Source organism: Saccharomonospora amisosensis, from assembly GCF_011761185.1.
GTDB classification, from domain to species: domain Bacteria; phylum Actinomycetota; class Actinomycetes; order Mycobacteriales; family Pseudonocardiaceae; genus Saccharomonospora_A; species Saccharomonospora_A amisosensis.
In genome coordinates this window covers 1338382-1353378 of record NZ_JAAOYM010000001.1, presented here as the reverse complement: position 1 = coordinate 1353378, position 14997 = coordinate 1338382, and the positions used below count along the sequence as shown (strand labels likewise).

11 protein-coding genes are annotated in these 14997 nt (G+C 67.1%); 4 read left to right on the top strand and 7 right to left on the bottom strand.

The genetic code is table 11. From position 1 onward, the window contains the following. Window positions 1–25: 25 nt before the first annotated feature. The 3 genes from FHU38_RS06605 to FHU38_RS27915 form a co-directional block, all read right to left on the bottom strand. Complete coding sequence (locus tag FHU38_RS06605; protein WP_167167679.1) at window positions 26–2416, bottom strand: HAD-IC family P-type ATPase; 2391 nt, start codon at window positions 2414–2416, stop codon at window positions 26–28. 20 nt (window positions 2417–2436) lie between these two features. Then, window positions 2437–3771, bottom strand: coding sequence for a serine/threonine-protein kinase (locus FHU38_RS06600; RefSeq protein ID WP_167167678.1), 1335 nt, complete (start codon window positions 3769–3771; stop codon window positions 2437–2439). Between the two features lie 134 nt (window positions 3772–3905). Beyond that, entirely contained in the window at window positions 3906–5351 is a 1446-nt protein-coding gene (locus FHU38_RS27915; RefSeq protein WP_167167677.1) for a CYTH and CHAD domain-containing protein, read from the bottom strand. A 506-nt stretch (window positions 5352–5857) separates the two neighbouring features. Here FHU38_RS27915 and FHU38_RS06590 point away from each other — a divergent pair. Together FHU38_RS06590 and FHU38_RS06585 are read left to right on the top strand one after the other, a co-directional pair. After that, window positions 5858–6688: an MEDS domain-containing protein gene (locus tag FHU38_RS06590; RefSeq protein WP_167167676.1), complete on the top strand. Its 831-nt coding sequence runs from the start codon at window positions 5858–5860 to the stop codon at window positions 6686–6688. Beyond that, window positions 6685–7680: an anti-sigma factor RsbA family regulatory protein gene (locus FHU38_RS06585; RefSeq protein WP_167167674.1), complete on the top strand. Its 996-nt coding sequence runs from the start codon at window positions 6685–6687 to the stop codon at window positions 7678–7680. The genes FHU38_RS06590 and FHU38_RS06585 overlap by 4 nt, the downstream gene beginning before the upstream one ends. Here FHU38_RS06585 and FHU38_RS06580 read toward each other — a convergent pair. The 3 genes from FHU38_RS06580 to FHU38_RS06570 form a co-directional block, all read right to left on the bottom strand. Continuing rightward, window positions 7610–8617: a YihY/virulence factor BrkB family protein gene (locus FHU38_RS06580; protein WP_167167672.1), complete on the bottom strand. Its 1008-nt coding sequence runs from the start codon at window positions 8615–8617 to the stop codon at window positions 7610–7612. The two genes, FHU38_RS06585 and FHU38_RS06580, sit on opposite strands and share 71 nt — an antisense overlap. Before the next feature lie 50 nt (window positions 8618–8667). Then, window positions 8668–9390, bottom strand: coding sequence for a GAF and ANTAR domain-containing protein (locus tag FHU38_RS06575; RefSeq protein ID WP_313886682.1), 723 nt, complete (start codon window positions 9388–9390; stop codon window positions 8668–8670). Between the two features lie 65 nt (window positions 9391–9455). Then, complete coding sequence (locus FHU38_RS06570; RefSeq protein WP_167167670.1) at window positions 9456–10094, bottom strand: endonuclease; 639 nt, start codon at window positions 10092–10094, stop codon at window positions 9456–9458. A 118-nt stretch (window positions 10095–10212) separates the two neighbouring features. Here FHU38_RS06570 and FHU38_RS06565 point away from each other — a divergent pair, with 118 nt between their 5' ends. After that, on the top strand, window positions 10213–12045 hold the full coding sequence (locus FHU38_RS06565; protein ID WP_167167667.1) for an AMP-dependent synthetase/ligase: 1833 nt from the start codon (window positions 10213–10215) through the stop codon (window positions 12043–12045). Window positions 12046–12070: 25 nt separating this feature from the next. On the opposite strand, the gene FHU38_RS06560 is transcribed toward FHU38_RS06565, so the two are convergent. Beyond that, window positions 12071–12982 carry an SDR family NAD(P)-dependent oxidoreductase gene (locus FHU38_RS06560; protein ID WP_167167665.1) on the bottom strand — a complete coding sequence of 304 codons (912 nt, stop codon included), beginning with the start codon at window positions 12980–12982 and terminating at the stop codon, window positions 12071–12073. A 710-nt stretch (window positions 12983–13692) separates the two neighbouring features. Here FHU38_RS06560 and FHU38_RS06555 point away from each other — a divergent pair. Beyond that, a complete protein-coding gene (locus FHU38_RS06555; RefSeq protein WP_313886681.1) occupies window positions 13693–14991 on the top strand; it encodes a GGDEF domain-containing protein in 1299 nt (432 codons plus the stop codon). The last annotated feature ends 6 nt before the right edge of the window (window positions 14992–14997 follow it).

Below are 14997 nucleotides of genomic sequence, written 5' to 3'. Positions count from 1 at the left end.
CGCTCGACACATGCGCGAACTTGCTTTATCTATCGGACAACGCGGTGCCCGCGACCCTGCCGCTGATCCGCCAGCCCAGTTGCACCAGCAGGATGCCGACGGCCGCACACCCAAGGGCAACCAGAGTCTCGGTGTAGCCGCCGGGGTCGAGAAGGAACAGCTCTCGCGTCAGTGGCAGCACGAACATCAGCGCGGACAACGCCGCCATCCCCGCTACCAGGGCCCACTTCCACCACACGTACGGTCGCGCGATCATCGCGAGTACCCACAGCGCGACGGTCATCAGTGTGATCAGCGCCGCTGTGCTGGCATGAATCTGGTCGATGTAGTTGGGCTGCTGACCTTCACGAGCCAGGAGGTAGGACGCAAAGCAGGCCGCCGAAGCCGCTACACCGGCGGGTACGGCCGTACGCATGACCCGCGTGACGAACCCGGGCCTTGCGCGCTCGTTGTTCGGGGCGAGAGAAAGCACAAAGGCAGGCAAACCGATGGTGAACCATCCTGTGATGGTCACGTGTCGCGGCAGGAAGGGATAGGGAAGAACGTCCATCCCAATCAATCCGGGGACCCCGACCAGGATCGCGAGCAACACCGAGTACACCGTCTTGGTAAGGAACAAGGCGGATACCCGTTCGATGTTTCCGATCACCCTCCTTCCTTCGCCCACCACGTAGGGCAAGGTGGCGAAACTGTTGTCCAGCAGAACGATCTGAGCGACCGCTCTCGATGCGGGGCTGCCCGATCCCATGGCAACACCGATGTCAGCATCCTTGAGGGCAAGCACGTCGTTGACGCCGTCTCCGGTCATCGCAACGGTGTGTCCTCGTCGCTGCAACGCGTGGACGATGGAACGCTTCTGCTCCGGAGTAACACGGCCGAACACGCTCGTGCGTTCGACGGCGTCGGCGAAGTGATCCGGTGCGTCCGGTAACGTCCGGCTGTCAACTGGTTCCGTGGACCGCGGGAGTCGAAGCGAACCCGCCACGGCACCTACGGAGGCAGCGTTGTCACCGGAAATGATCTTCACCGAAACGCCCTGTTTCGCGAAGTAGTCGAGGGTGGCTTTCGCCTCAGGTCGTACTCTCTGCTCCAGCACGATGAGCGCAACCGCGGTCACCCGCCCCGGCGCTTGTGGGCGGTCGACCGGGCCGTCAGCACGGCCGAGAAGAAGCACACGCAAGCCACGTCCGGCGATACGTTCGGCTTCGTCGCGTTCGGCGCTGCCCTCCTCGAGAAGGACATCGGGCGCGCCGAGTACCCAGTCGCCATGGTTCGCGAAGCTGCCACCGCTCCATTTGCGGGCCGACGAAAAGGGCGCTACCGCCGTCGGTTCCCACCCAGGTCGTTCCGGATAGTCACGCGCGATCGCGGCGATACTCGGGTTCGGCCGTGTGTCCAACGCCGCCAGCGCGGCGAGGACCTGCTCCGGTGGCACCTCGATCTTGCCCAGCGGGTGGACCTCGGCGAGCCGCATGGAGTTCTCGGTGAGTGTGCCCGTTTTGTCCGCACACACCACGTCGACTCGCGCTAGACCTTCGATGGCGGGCAACTCGTTGACAAGACACTGGCGGCGGCCGAGCCGAATCACGCCCACCGCGAAGGCGATGGAGGTCATCAACACCAGGCCCTCCGGCACCATTGGAACGAGCGCGGCGACCATGCCGCGCAACGCGTCGGGCAGTGCCTGGTCGCCGGAAAGCTGGTTGTAGATGGACAGCGCGCCCGCGGGCACCAGCAGGAAGGTGATGAATCGCAGGATCCGGTCAATGCCACGCCGGAGTTCGGAGTTGACCAGTGTGAACTTGCCGGCCTCTTCGGCCAACCGAGCCGCGTACGCCTCCCGACCGACTTTCGTGGCACGATAGGCGCCGACGCCCGCAACCACGTAACTACCCGAGAGCACGTGGTCGCCGAGGTGCTTGCCGACGGGATCCGACTCGCCGGTCAGCAACGACTCATCCACCTCAAGCCCGTCACCGGCGAGGACTTTCCCGTCGACGACGATCTGATCACCAGGCCCGATCTCTATGACGTCGTCGGCGACAACCTCGTTCGGTGCGAGCTCGGTGGTGGCGCCGCCACGGCGAACCCTGGGTTTGGCCTGGCCCACGATGGACAGTGCGTCGAGGGTACGCTTCGCTCTCAGCTCCTGGACCATTCCGACGACACTGTTGGCGATGATCAGCAGCCCGAACATGCCATCGATCAGGTAACCCGTGGACAACACGATCGCCAGCAACACGGCGAAGATCGCGTTGATGCGACTGAACACGTTCGACCGGACGATGTCCCAGACAGTTCGACTCGCCCGGGGCGGGACGTCATTGGTACGTCCCTCGGCGACGCGCTGTGCCACGTCTGCCGCGGACAGGCCCTGTTCCAGCCGCGGGGTGGTCGTTCGCTCGTCGCCCGGCATGTACCTGAACGTATCGGCTCCTACGGGGTCCGGCAGGTCAGTTTCGGCTCGACCGGCTGTCCATCTGCCACGCCACCGACGAAACCAAACGCAACCGACTCCGCTGCGGGGACAACAGCATTCCAGTCGGCGCCCGATACCTTCACGTGCCGTCCGGTTCGGGTCAGCACACCGTTCCACAGGTCGTCGATGGTGTGTCCCTCGGGCAATCGCCAGGTCACCGACCAGCCAACGAGTCGACGGCCCCGCTCACCAGCCACGGTGACCTCCGCCTGGTAACCACCGGGCCAGGCATCGGTCACGCGGTATGAGGCGGTGCACCCGTGGCTGGCCACGGTCGTGGCAGCAGTCGCGGAGGTGGGCGGACTCACCACTTCCGGGATGGTGGTGGGGTCGGCGGCTAACGACATCCCAATCACGACGCCGGTGGCGAGGAGGCAAACCCCGGCGCTTCCTGCTACCACGACACGCTTTCGCGGGCGCCGTGCAGGAAGTACGAGCGTGGGCCGCCCCAGTGCTGGCAGTTCGGGTGTGCGGCCCTCGACAATAGCGGTGCACGCTTCGTGTACCTGACGCATCGAAGGGCGCGCTGCAGGATCGTTTCGTAACATGGCCAGGACGACGTCGGTGACCGGCCCCGTTGTTTTCGGTGGAGCGATCTGGCCTCGTGCTACCCGAGCCAGAAGCACGATGGCAGCGTCGACTTCCCCGAACGGCGAATGTCCTTCCAACGCGGCGAACAGCGTCGCCCCGAGAGAGAACACGTCGGAAGCGAAATTCGCATCACCTCCGCGTGCGACTTCCGGCGCGAGAAACGCAGGCGTACCCACAATCGCTCCGGCGTCGGTAACGGTCGCTTCGCCGGTCGCCCGCGAGATGCCGAAGTCGACGATCTTGGCCGTGTTATCGCGGCTGATCAGAATGTTGCCCGGTTTGACGTCCCGGTGGACGATCCCATGCTCGTGCGCGGCAGCGAGCGCGCCCGAGATCTGTCTTGCGATCAGGGCGACGTTCGAGGCCGGCAGCCAGCCTTGCTCAGCCAGTACCGCAGCCAGGCTCCGGGATGACAGGAACTCCATGACCAAGCAGGGCTTTCCGCCGTGTCGCACGACGTCATACACGGTGATGGCATGTGGATGCTTCAACCGCGCCGCGACGCGTGCTTCGCGGGTCGCGCGTTGGACGGCCTGCTCGGTCACTGCTTCATCGGAGCCCGGGTGCAGCAACATCTGCTTGACGGCCACGACTCGACCCAGTTGCTCGTCGGTCGCACGCCAGACGATCCCCATGCCACCTTGGCCAACGCGCGTCTGGAGGCGATAGCGTCCGGCGATCAGATCACCCTCGTCAGTCAAGTAGCACACCTCCGGTCGCCGGTGCGTGGGCTAACGGAACCTCTTCCGGGCGGCCATCGCGACTCACCGAGTTCCCCCGGCCGCTGTCACAGTGCCCTGAGATCACAGTGCCCTGAGATCACAGTGTCCTGAGGTCACAGTGCCCTGAGGTGCTTTTGGGTGGCCGGACCGAGGAACTCGCGTAGGACGCCGGTGAGATCGGCCCGTGCCTGCCGCTGTTGCGCGACCAGACCAGCCGCGAGTTCTCCCATGGCAAGCAGTGTCGCGGCGGGTGGGCGAGGATCACTGGCTTGCAGTTGTTCCGCGAACGTGTGTAACGCGGCGCTCTGCACCTCGCCGTCCTGGAAGTCGCCGAGCACGTCCTGCAACCGTTTGAGGTCTCGCAGAGCTGCTCGATGCGCGCGTGCGTCGCAGACCGGCCGGGCCACCTCCAGCAGGTAACGCAGCTCCTTGCAGCGTTTGCGTAGATCGTGCACGCGCGCGCCCGGTGAATCGGGGGTGATGGTGGCCGCCATGCGCACCACCCGTTTGACGGCGCGGCGCAGTCGCTTCTCGGCGAGTTGTCTGGCCGAACCGACGGAAGTCTCGCGTGCCGTATCCGACTTCTCGAGGACGGCGTCAAGTTCGCGGCGCCAACCGTCGAGCAGGCTGCTGAACCGCTGTGACAGCAAACCGCCCACCAGTTCGCCGTGAGCACGGTCCCGCTCCGCGCGGAGGTGTTCGACGAAGGGGCGCAGATCGGCGCCTTCGCAGGCAAGCAGGGTGCCGGCGAGATCATCCATGCGCAGCAGGAACACGTCGAGGTCGCGGGTGGGTGTGGTGAGGTCCCCCAGCCACGCGAACTCAGCCGCATACCGCCGCACCGGTTCCGCGGGCAGCACGTCGCCCGCCAGTTTGAGCAGCGAGCGCGTGCGCCGCACCGCGACTCGCAGATCGTGCAGGAACTCGGCGTCGACATCGTCCACAACGCCATCGAGGGTGTCAGCGATGGTGTCGGCGAAGCCGAGCAGTGCGGTGGCGACGGCGGCATCGGCGGGCATGTCGCGGGTGATCGGCGGCCTGCCGTTCCCGGCCTCCCGCAGGGCGCCCGTGGCGGTCAACAACTCGGTGTAGGCCTCCGCCTGCGTGGCAGGGGCCGGTTGGATCTCGGGTGCCGCGCGAAGCCCCTTGGCAAGGCGTTCACCTGCCTTGCGGGAACCCGGCTGTGGATACAGTGTGATCCGCACCAGCGGTTCGGTCGCGGCGGGTTCTGTGGCGGTGGTCTCGGCCCAGTCGAACCTGGCGACCAGGTCGCCCTGCCCGTCGCGGACCGCCACTTCGCGGGTGACCGTGCGGGCGGTGAGGGTCGGCAATACCGCACGGATTCCGATCACCGGGCCGAGTTCGTCTCGCACGACCCCGTGTGGGAGTTGTTCGAGCCGGGCGGGCCAGCGCGGTGGCTCCTTCAGGTGCACGGTGTAGGTGTCACCATTTCCGGCGAGGACGAGTTCCCCGGCGGCACCAGCCCGCTGGTGGGTCAGTACGAGGTTCTTTCGGCGCAACCTGTGGTCCACGGTGTCGAGGTAGGTGACTGTTCGCACCCGTCGAGGGCCGGGATGCAGCTCGTACCGGGTGCCCGCAGCGGCTGCCAGGCTACGCAGTGCAGCCGTCGAATCTCCCCGGGTTGGCCGCCCTGTCCAGATCAGGGCCGACGATCGCGCGGACTCAGGCACGGCTACGGACCCCGCTTCGGTCGCAAGCTGCTACCCCGACACTATAGTTCGCCCTCACACCACCTCGAATTCCGTTCATGTTCCAGGGTTCCGCGTGATCACGCCATTCGCGGGACCACCACCCCCGGTTACGTTGAGTTTCCCTGGTGGTGCGGTGAGCGCTGTCGCTGCCGCGTGCTGCCAACGCCCCGCCCCGCCGGAGGCGAAGCGGCTGCTGGACTGTACGTGAGCAGTCACGTCGAAATCGGCGAGCCTCGGTCCATCCAGGATCGCTCTCGTGCTGATCTCGCTGAGGTTTGCGCTGTTCAGAGACATTCGCAAAGGGATTTTGCGCGCGGGTTCCCGGATACGGAAAGCGTGCCTATCATCGTTAGATGCGCCTTTGCGGAGAGGTCGACAGCGCCCGGAGTCTGGGCCTCCACGACCACGTTTGCTGGGTTTACGACGATCCTGGCGAGTTTCATTGGCGCGCCCTGGAATTCCTCTCCGACGGCCTCGCGCAGGGACAACGTGTCCGGTATCTCACACACGGTGATGGCGACGAGCTGCTGCATGTCCTCGAGTCCGCGCCAGGGGTGGCGTCGGCGCTTCGTTCCGGCGCCGCGCAGGTCCACCAGCTCGCGGAGGGCGATACTGCCGCCTCGGCCGCGCAGTTGCGCACGCTCGCTGCGGCCACGCACGAAGCGCTGGCTGAGGGCTACACGGGATTCCGGGTGGCCGCGGAGGCCACCGGTTCGGTGTGCAAGCTGAAGCAGCCGGCCGAATACGCCCGCTACGAGCACCTTGTGGATCTCTACACCACTCGGGAACCGTTCGCGGCGTTGTGCGCCTACGACCGCAGGGCGATCGGCACCGACCTGGCCGCTCAGTTCGCGTGCCTGCATCCGGCAGGCAACGCCGACATCACCCCGTTTCGGCTGCACGCCTGCCGTAACGCCGACATCGCGCTCAGCGGCGAGCTGGACCTTTCCTGCCACGACCTGCTCTGCCGGGCTCTTGAGCGGGTTGATCCGCATCCGCAGGGCGGCGAACTCGTGATCGATGCGACGGGCCTCACCTTCGTAGACCACAGGAGCTTGTTCCGGCTCGCCGAGTTCGCGCAACGACGAGGCGCGACCGTCGCGCTACGCACCAACCAGAGCGCTCCCGCACGGCTCGTCGAGATCCTCGACATTCCCGCGGTGCGCGTGGAGTGGGTTGAATGAGATCGGGTATTGCCGAGCACCACGAGGGTTATCTGCACGAAGCCGCCTACTACGGCTCCGACGACGAGTTCCTTTCCATCACCATCCCCTTCGTCGAGGAAGGCCTTCGGGCGGGGGAACCGACCGTTGTCGCCCTTGGTGAAGACGGAACGCGACTGCTGAAGGACGCCTTCGGTTCAGCGTCGGGACTGGCGTTTCGCCCAGGTGACGACAGCTATTCGCGTCCGGCCAGCGCCATCAAGGAGTTCCACGAGTTGGTCCGAAGCCACGTCTTCGCGGGCGCGGAGCAGGTGAGGGTAGTCGGCGAGATCCCGCATCTTGGCACCGGCGTGGTGTGGGATCCGTGGGCCCGCTACGAGGCCGCCGTCAACCATGTGTTGGCTGGCTTTCCGCTCTGGGGCTTGTGCATGTACGACAGTAGGGTCACTCCCGCCGGAGTGCTCGCCGATGTGGAACGCACCCATCCGATGCTGGCGACTCCGGGCGGTGGGCATGTCAAGAACGCCGGCTATGTCGACCCGGCCACGTTCCTGTCCGACTACGAGCCCCGCTACGCCGACCCGCTCGAGCAGTCGGTGCCCGCCGTGGAGTTGCTGTCACCGACGCCTGAGGCCGCCAGGAAGGCGACCGCGGCCGCGGGCAGGGACAGCGGCCTGACCTCCGAGGAGGTGGACGGCTTGGTGATGGCGGTGAGCGAGCTGGTCACCAACGGTCTCCGGCATGGTGAGCCGCCGGTGGAGTTGCGGCTGTGGTCGACACGAGGCCGCATGGTGGCCACCGTGTCCGATCGGGGTGATGGGCCGAAGGATCCGTTCGTGGGGTTGGTGCCCGCGCGACAGAATCCCGCGGAGGGTGGACTCGGTCTCTGGATAGCCCATCAGGTGTGCGAGCAGGTCACCATGCATCGCACGGAGACCGGCTTCACCGCCCGTCTTGTCGCTGGTGCGCGGGCAACTCAGCCCGCGCCTCAGCCGCCTGCGTATCGGCACTGAACGCACCTCGCCTGCCCTGCGGCAGCGGCTCCTTGGTGGTGGTGTCGCTGGCTGTCTGCCGCTCGGACTCGGAGTTGATCTCAGCGCCGAGCAACACGACGTAGCTGCTGAGATACAGCCACAGCATCAACACGATCACACCGGCGAGCGCGCCGTACGTTTCGTTGTAGCTACCGAAGAAGTTGACGTACAGGCTGAACAGCACGCTGCCGAGAATCCACAGTATGGTGGCCGCGACCGCGCCCGGGCTCACCCACCGCCAGCGGGCGGGACTTCGGTCGGGGGCTATGCGGTAGAGCACTGCGAGCGCGACGGTGAACAGCGCGATGAGCAGGACCCACCGAACGATCTCGCCGATCACGCGGCCCGCGGTGCCCAGTCCAACGGCGTCGAAGACGACCGGGACGGCGGCCACCAGTGCGAGGGTGAGCAGAGCGAACACGATCACCAGAAGCGTGAGCACCAATGCGACGGCACGCAGTCGCACGAATCCTCGGCTTTCGTCCTCGTCGTAGGCGAGGTTGATCGCGGTCATCAGGTTGCTCACTCCACTGGAGGTACTCCACAGCGCCGCGAGCAGCGCGATGACGAGCCCTACCGTGAGTGCGGCTCCGCCCGCCCCGGTCGCGGCCGTCAACTGGTCGGAGATGACCTGCCCTGCGGACGAGGGAAGCGCCGAGGTCAACCGCTGGGCCTGTGAGGCCACCTGGGAAGGGTCGGCGACGAGGCCGTAGATCGTCAGCGCCGCGATCAGCGCGGGGAAGATGGCCAGGAAGCCGAAGAACGCCACGCCTGCCGCGAGGATGGAGATGTTGTCGGCCTTGGCCGACTTCGCGCCGCGCCGCACCACCTGCCACCAGCCTCGAGGCGGGATGTCACCGGGTTGGCGTGCCCGCTCGCCGCGCTTGCCGCCTTCGGCCCTGTCACCTGAGTTCATGTGGCGGGGATTCCCCTACCCGGCCGAGGTGACACGAGTTGTGTGCCTGCCTAGCGACCGCCCTCTGGTGAGGAGCTTCGCACCAGCCATTCCGCCGCGTCCCTGAGCTTGATGTTGGCGTGCTGCGAGGCCTCGACCAGCATCTCGAAGGCCCGGTCCGGCCCGACCCGGTGGCGCTCCATGAGGATGCCCTTGGCCATGCCGATCACGTCGCGTGTCTTGAGCGCGACCTGCAGTTGCGCCAGGCCTCTCGAACCTGCCAACGCCACGGCGGCGTGCGCGGCGAACAGTTCGCCGATGCGTTCGGCCTCCTCGTCGAAGGCGTCTCTTCGCCAGGAGTAGAGGTTGAGCGCCCCGATGACGGCTTTGCTGGTGAAAAGCCGAAACCCCAGCATCGAGACCACGCCGGCGTCCGCTGCCTGCTGCCCGAAACGGGGCCACCTCGGGTCCGCGCCGATGTCGCCCGTGCGGTAGACAGGGTGTTCGTAGATGGCGTCCACGCAGGGACCTTCGCGAAGCTGATGCTGCAACTGGTCGAGCCGGGTGACGAGTTCGCTCGACGGCCCTACCGATCGCATCTGGGAGTTCTCGAGTAACGACACACCCGCCTCGTCCGCACCCGGAACGGTCGCCGCGGCGGCCACCACGATGTGCTCGACGGTGCGGTCCACGTCGAGTTCCGGCTCCAGGGTTCGAGCGATCTTGCTCAACACTGAGGTCAGGTCGGCTACGGGCTCGGCCGGGCCGGCCGCCGGAATGGACTCATGGGTCACGTTTCAAGCATCGCATACCTTCACGCCTTCGCTCCTGCGAAGATCATCAGCTGCTCGCGCGCTGGTCACCGCGCGACCTGTTGGGCGAGCTGCTTGTCCAGCCGCACACGCACCAGGGCGGCCGAGAAGCGGGCCAGGTCGTCGCCCCTGACCAGTTTCGCCAGCTGGTCGCCGTCGGTGGGCAGACCGATGCGCTGCGCGCCCTCCCTTGCCTTACCGTCGAGGTAGGGGCGAAGTTCCGGCCACACCTGCTGCGCCTCGCGGCAGAAGATGTCGGCGCCGACCGGGCCAAGCCTCGGTACCTCGCGCAGCAGGCCACGAAGTTTGCCGACGTCGCCGCCCGCCCGGTCCCGCAGCCTGCGCAGGTCACCGCCGTAGCTGTCCAGCAGCAGGCGCGCTCCTTCGCCGAGCGCGGTGGCTGTGCTCTCGTCGTAGCGGACGTAGTGTCCCCTGCCGAGCGCGTCGACACGGTCCTGCCAGGAGGCGTCCAGCATGCCTTCCGGTGTGCCGAAGCCGGCTTCGAACAGCTCCCTGGCCGCGGCGACCGCGATGTCCGCCTTGATCCGGGTCGACAGCAACACCGACAGCACAAGCAGGCGATACAGCATCGCCGGGCTGTCGGCGAGTCGGATTCCGGCCTCGTCCGCGTAGGTCCTGCCTGCCACCTCCAGCAGACGGCGAGTGACGCGCTGGGTGTCCTTCATCACCGACGACGTACCCGTGACCACCGGTGACGACACCGAAACCGGACATCGGCAACCCCTCCTCAAGGTGAGCGCGAACACATAAGCTGACGTTTCGAGGAAACCGAGGAGGGCAGTATTGAGCACCCAATCATCCATCGTCGCCGAGGTCGATGGCCTCACCGTGCCGAGGCTGCTGCGGCGCAACGCCACCGAGTACGCGACCCTGCCCGCAGTGACGTCGCTGGACACCGAGGGCTGGCCGACCCTGACCTGGGCGCGGTTCCGCGAGGAGATCGCGGCGTTCGCCCGTGGCCTGGACGACCTTGGCCTCCGGGGCGGTCAGCGGATGATCATCATGGGGCCCAGCAGGCCGGAGCACCTCATCGCCGACCTTGCGGCCACGAACCTGGCTGCCATCCCGTGCACCGCGTACTCGACGCTGAGCAGCGAGCAGATCTCCTACGTTGTCAACCACAGCGCGGCTCCTGTCGCGGTGGTGGCGGGTGAGGAGGAACTGCGACGCTGGCTGCCGGTGCTCGACGAGCTGCCGAACCTGGATCGCGTGGTGGTGATGGACGCCGAAGCGATGCCAAGCGGCGACGAGCGGTTCGTCTCATTCGCGCAGGTGTCCGAACGCGGGGCGGCACTGCACGACGAGCAGCCCGACGCCTTCGAAAGGGCCACCGACGAGGTCAAACCGGACGACCCGCTTTCGATGATCTACACCTCCGGCACCACCGGCATGCCCAAGGGCGTGGTGCTGTCGCACCGAAACGCCATCCACGAGGCCGTCGCGGTGCACAACCTGCACGGCAGCCCGATGCACATGACCAACATCTCCTACCTCCCGCTCGCGCACATCGCCGAACGGGAGCTGTCCATCTACATGCCACTGGTGCACGCCGGGCATGTGCACACGCTCACCGACCCGAAGAACATCGTTGGCGCGCTGGGCCAGGTGCGACCGCAGGGCTTCTTCGGTGTGCCGCGCGTGTGGGAGAAGATGGCGGCCGGGTTGAAGAACATGCTTGCGGGTGTGCCCGAGGAAAAGCGGACCGCCCTGCTGGGGGCCAACGAGCTGCTGCAGGAAGGCTACCGGCTGCGCAGCGCGGGCAAGGAGGTTCCCTCGGAGCTGACCGAACGTATCGCCGAGACCGACCGCACGTTACTGGCTCCCATGCGGCAGATGCTCGGTCTCGACAACCTCGTCCTCGCCTCCAGCGGCGCGGCGGCGCTGCCGATGGAGGTGCAGTACTTCATCGCGGGCCTCGGCGTGGAGATCCAGGAGGTGTGGGGGCTGTCGGAGACCACGGGGGCCGCCACGTCGAACACGACCGGCGCCTTCAAGGCAGGCACGGTGGGCCGCCCGATCGCCGACGTGGAGGTAAGGGTCGCCGGGGACGGTGAACTGCACGTCCGTGGCCCGATCGTGTTCCTGGGTTATCTACAGGAGGACGGCTCGGTCGCGCCCGCTACCGATTCCGACGGCTGGTTCGCCACCGGTGACATCGGCACGATCGACGAGGACGGGTTCGTCACGATCACCGACAGGAAGAAGGAACTCATCATCACCGCGGGTGGCAAGAACATCGCACCCACCAGGATCGAGAGCTTGCTCAAGGAGCACCCGCTCATCGGGCAGGCGGTCGCCATCGGCGACGACCGGCCCTACGTGACGGCGTTGATCGTGCTCGACGACGAGATCGCACCGGCGTGGGCGGCGGCCAACGGCGTCGAGGCCGCCGACATCGCGGAGCTCGCTCGCCGCCCCGAGATCAAGGCCGAGATCGACCGTGCTGTCGAGGTGGCGAACGACCGGCTGGCCAGAGCCGAGCAGGTGAAGCGCTACCAACTGCTTTCGGAGGCGTGGAGCCCGGACAGCGGGGAGCTGACACCGACGTTGAAGCTCAAGCGGCGCGTGATCAGCCAACGCTACGGCTCCGACATCGCCGCGTTGTACGCGAACTGAGTCGAAAGTCGTCACGCCGCCGCCGTCACGCGCTGCGCAGCGGCGGCGGCGTTAGCTCGCCGTGGGTCCACTTGCGCAGCCTCGGCGGCACACGCTTTTCCAAGCCGTATGGCTCCAGTTGCGCGCCGAACACCTCGTCGAACGCGTGCTGCACGCTTTCGGAGTCCCACACCTGCCGTTCCAGGATCGGCGCCTTGAAGTACGGCTGTCCGACAATATGCAGCTGGGGACCGTTGCACCGGATCAGTTGGCCTGTGATGCCGAGGGAGCCGTCGCCGAGCAGGAACAGCACCAGTGGCGCCACCCGTGCCGGGGTCCGGTCGGGCGGGCAGTTGCGCAGTGAGCGCTCGGACTGCCACACCATCCTGGTGTGGGCGAGTGGGCAGACCGCGTTGACGCGGATGCCGACCTCCTCCATGTCGAGCGCCCAGGAGTAGGTCAGTGAGGCGACCGCACCCTTGCTCGCCGCGTAGGTGCCGAGCTTGCGCTGACCCAGCGACGCCCCCGAGGAGATGTTGACGATCGAGCCTCCCCCTCCTCGCTCGACCATCGCCTCGGCGGCGGCCATGCCCGGGTAGATGACGCCGAGCACGTTGGTTTCCACCAGCTTTCGTACCCGCACGGGGTCTTCCTGCCAGGGCAGTGCCTCGTAGTTGAGTCCGGCGTTGTTCACCAGGCCGTCGATGCCGCCGAACTCGCCCACACAGGTTTCGATGACCGCCCTGGCCTGGGTGTGGTCGGCCACGTCGTGGCCGCTGGCCACCGCGCGCCCGCCGTGTTCGGTGATGTTCGCGGCGGTGCGATCCGCCAGGTCGGCGTCCACGTCGTTGACTACCACCGAGGCACCCGCCTGCGCGGCGTGCATGGCGAACGCCTCACCCAGCCCCCTGCCCGCGCCCGTCACCACCACGGCCTTGCCGTCGAGCAACTTGTCCATTGGTTTCCGTTCTCCCACCAGCACGGCTCACTCTCGGTCCACCCCTTGCGGCTGGCCTCACTTCAGTCTTGGCCTCGTTGTGGGCTTGTGCCCTCGGTGCGCGCCGAGCGGGCGCTGCACTGCGCCGAACGAGTGAGCGGTGATCGGCTCCGGGAAACGGCGGGGTGGTCGTTACCGCATGACGCGACCGACGCTTCCCCGGTGAGGAATGGAGGCCACCCGCGGGTGTTGGCCCGATCCGACGATTCGGTGTTCGAGCACCGATCACGGTGGGCACCCTCTTCGTCGGTGATCGCTTCCGGTCGCCGAGCGAACGCGAAGTGTCACGGGGAGGTGTGCCACCGCTGCGATGAGCGTGAGGCGTCGCCGCCCACCGCGGTCCGGTGGGCGCTGAGCGCGCGTGCGGCCGTCGGCTTCGCCGACGTGACTGCCGGGCGAACGTACCGACGAATCAGAAGTCGCGGCCGGTCACCGGGTACACCTCCTCGATCCGGGCGATGACGATGAAGACAGTGCGTATTCAATATGGCAGAAAGCGCTCGAAATGCGGAGTCGGCGGCAGGCGGCCGAGGGGTTCGCCGGTCGCTGCCTCGCAAGGGCTGCCGCCACCCGCGCCTCGGCGGCCCCGGCCGACCGCGGCAGACTCACCCCCCTTGTTCTAGAGCAGAAGCCGAGAACAGACAAGGCAGGACCGGCCGGGAGGTTGCGTCGTGACCGCCAGGCAGGCTCCGGCGAACGCGGTGCCTGCTCGCGCGCTACGGCCGGGGCAGTGGGCGCTGTGGCAACGGCCGAAGCGCTTCGTCGCCTACCTGATAGTGCTGGAGCTGGCCGCGATCCCCGGCTTCGTCGCCGCGTTCGCGCTGGCCGCGGCGCCAACGGCTGAGGACTGGCTCGGGTTCGCGATCCTGCTCGCGGGTGCCACCGTCCATATCCAGCTCACGCAGCGGCAGGAGGAACGTAGGCGCAACCGTACGAGAACGGTCCTCATCGACCTGATCGCGGTCTGGGTTTTCCCCGCCGTCCTGGTACTTCCAGCGACGCTCGCGGTCCTGCTCGTCGCTCTCATCCGCGTGCAACGCTGGTTCACCGCGCGGCGGCCGGTGCACAACTTCGTGTTCTCCTCGATCTCGCATGCTCTTGCCGCCGCGCTCGCCGGCCTGACCTACGTCTCGTTGGGGCCCGCTGACTGGCACACCGTGACGGCACTGGGCTCGTTGCGCGAGTTCGGGCTGATTCTCGTCGCGGCGGCCGTCTACGAAGGTGTGCAGGTGCTCTACGTCGGCGGTGTGCTGGCGCTGAGCGTGCGACGGCCCAGCGTGCGAGGTGTGCTGGGCAGCAAGGCCGACAACACGCTGGAGGCCATCACGACCGGGTTAGGGGTGGTGACGGCGGCCGTGCTCGTCACCTTGCCGCCCGCCGTGGCGATCATGGCCGTGGTGACGGTCGTCTTCAACCGTCTGGCCGAGCTCGAGCAGTTGCAGGACGACGTGGTGACCGACCCCAAGACCGGCCTGCTGAACATGCGAGGCTGGTCGGAGGCCGCACAGCGCGCGCTGAACCGGGTGTGGCGTGCGGGCGGCGACCTCGCGGTGTTGATGATCGACCTGGACCACTTCAAGTGGATCAACGACACCTATGGGCATCCTGCGGGCGACGACGCCATCACAGCGGTGGCCGACGCGTTGCGGCGTGCCACGAGGCCGTCCGACATCGTCGGCCGGTTCGGTGGGGAGGAGTTCCTCGTACTGCTACCAGATGTGGACAGCGCGGCCGCGGAGGCGGCAGCGGAGCGAATCCGTGGAACGATCTCTGACCTGCGCATCGCCACGACCGACAAGCGGGGCAGGCAGGCGCTGATCATCGGCCGCACCGCCTCGCTGGGAGTCGCGGTGTTCCCCGAACATGCCCGCACCCTGGACGGGCTGCTGCAGTTGGCCGACGCCGCCGTTTACGAGGCGAAGGAGAGTGGCCGCGACCAGGTGCGCATGGCTGGGCACCGCTCAGGGTGAGAGCCA

Coding starts and splice junctions, on each gene's coding strand:
- FHU38_RS06585 (WP_167167674.1), top strand. CDS start 6,685: ATGAGATCGGGTATTGCCGAGCACCACGAGGGTTATCTGCACGAAGCC.
- FHU38_RS06605 (WP_167167679.1), bottom strand. CDS start 2,416: ATGCCGGGCGACGAGCGAACGACCACCCCGCGGCTGGAACAGGGCCTG.
- FHU38_RS06560 (WP_167167665.1), bottom strand. CDS start 12,982: ATGGACAAGTTGCTCGACGGCAAGGCCGTGGTGGTGACGGGCGCGGGC.
- FHU38_RS06590 (WP_167167676.1), top strand. CDS start 5,858: ATGCGCCTTTGCGGAGAGGTCGACAGCGCCCGGAGTCTGGGCCTCCAC.
- FHU38_RS06570 (WP_167167670.1), bottom strand. CDS start 10,094: ATGAAGGACACCCAGCGCGTCACTCGCCGTCTGCTGGAGGTGGCAGGC.
- FHU38_RS06580 (WP_167167672.1), bottom strand. CDS start 8,617: ATGAACTCAGGTGACAGGGCCGAAGGCGGCAAGCGCGGCGAGCGGGCA.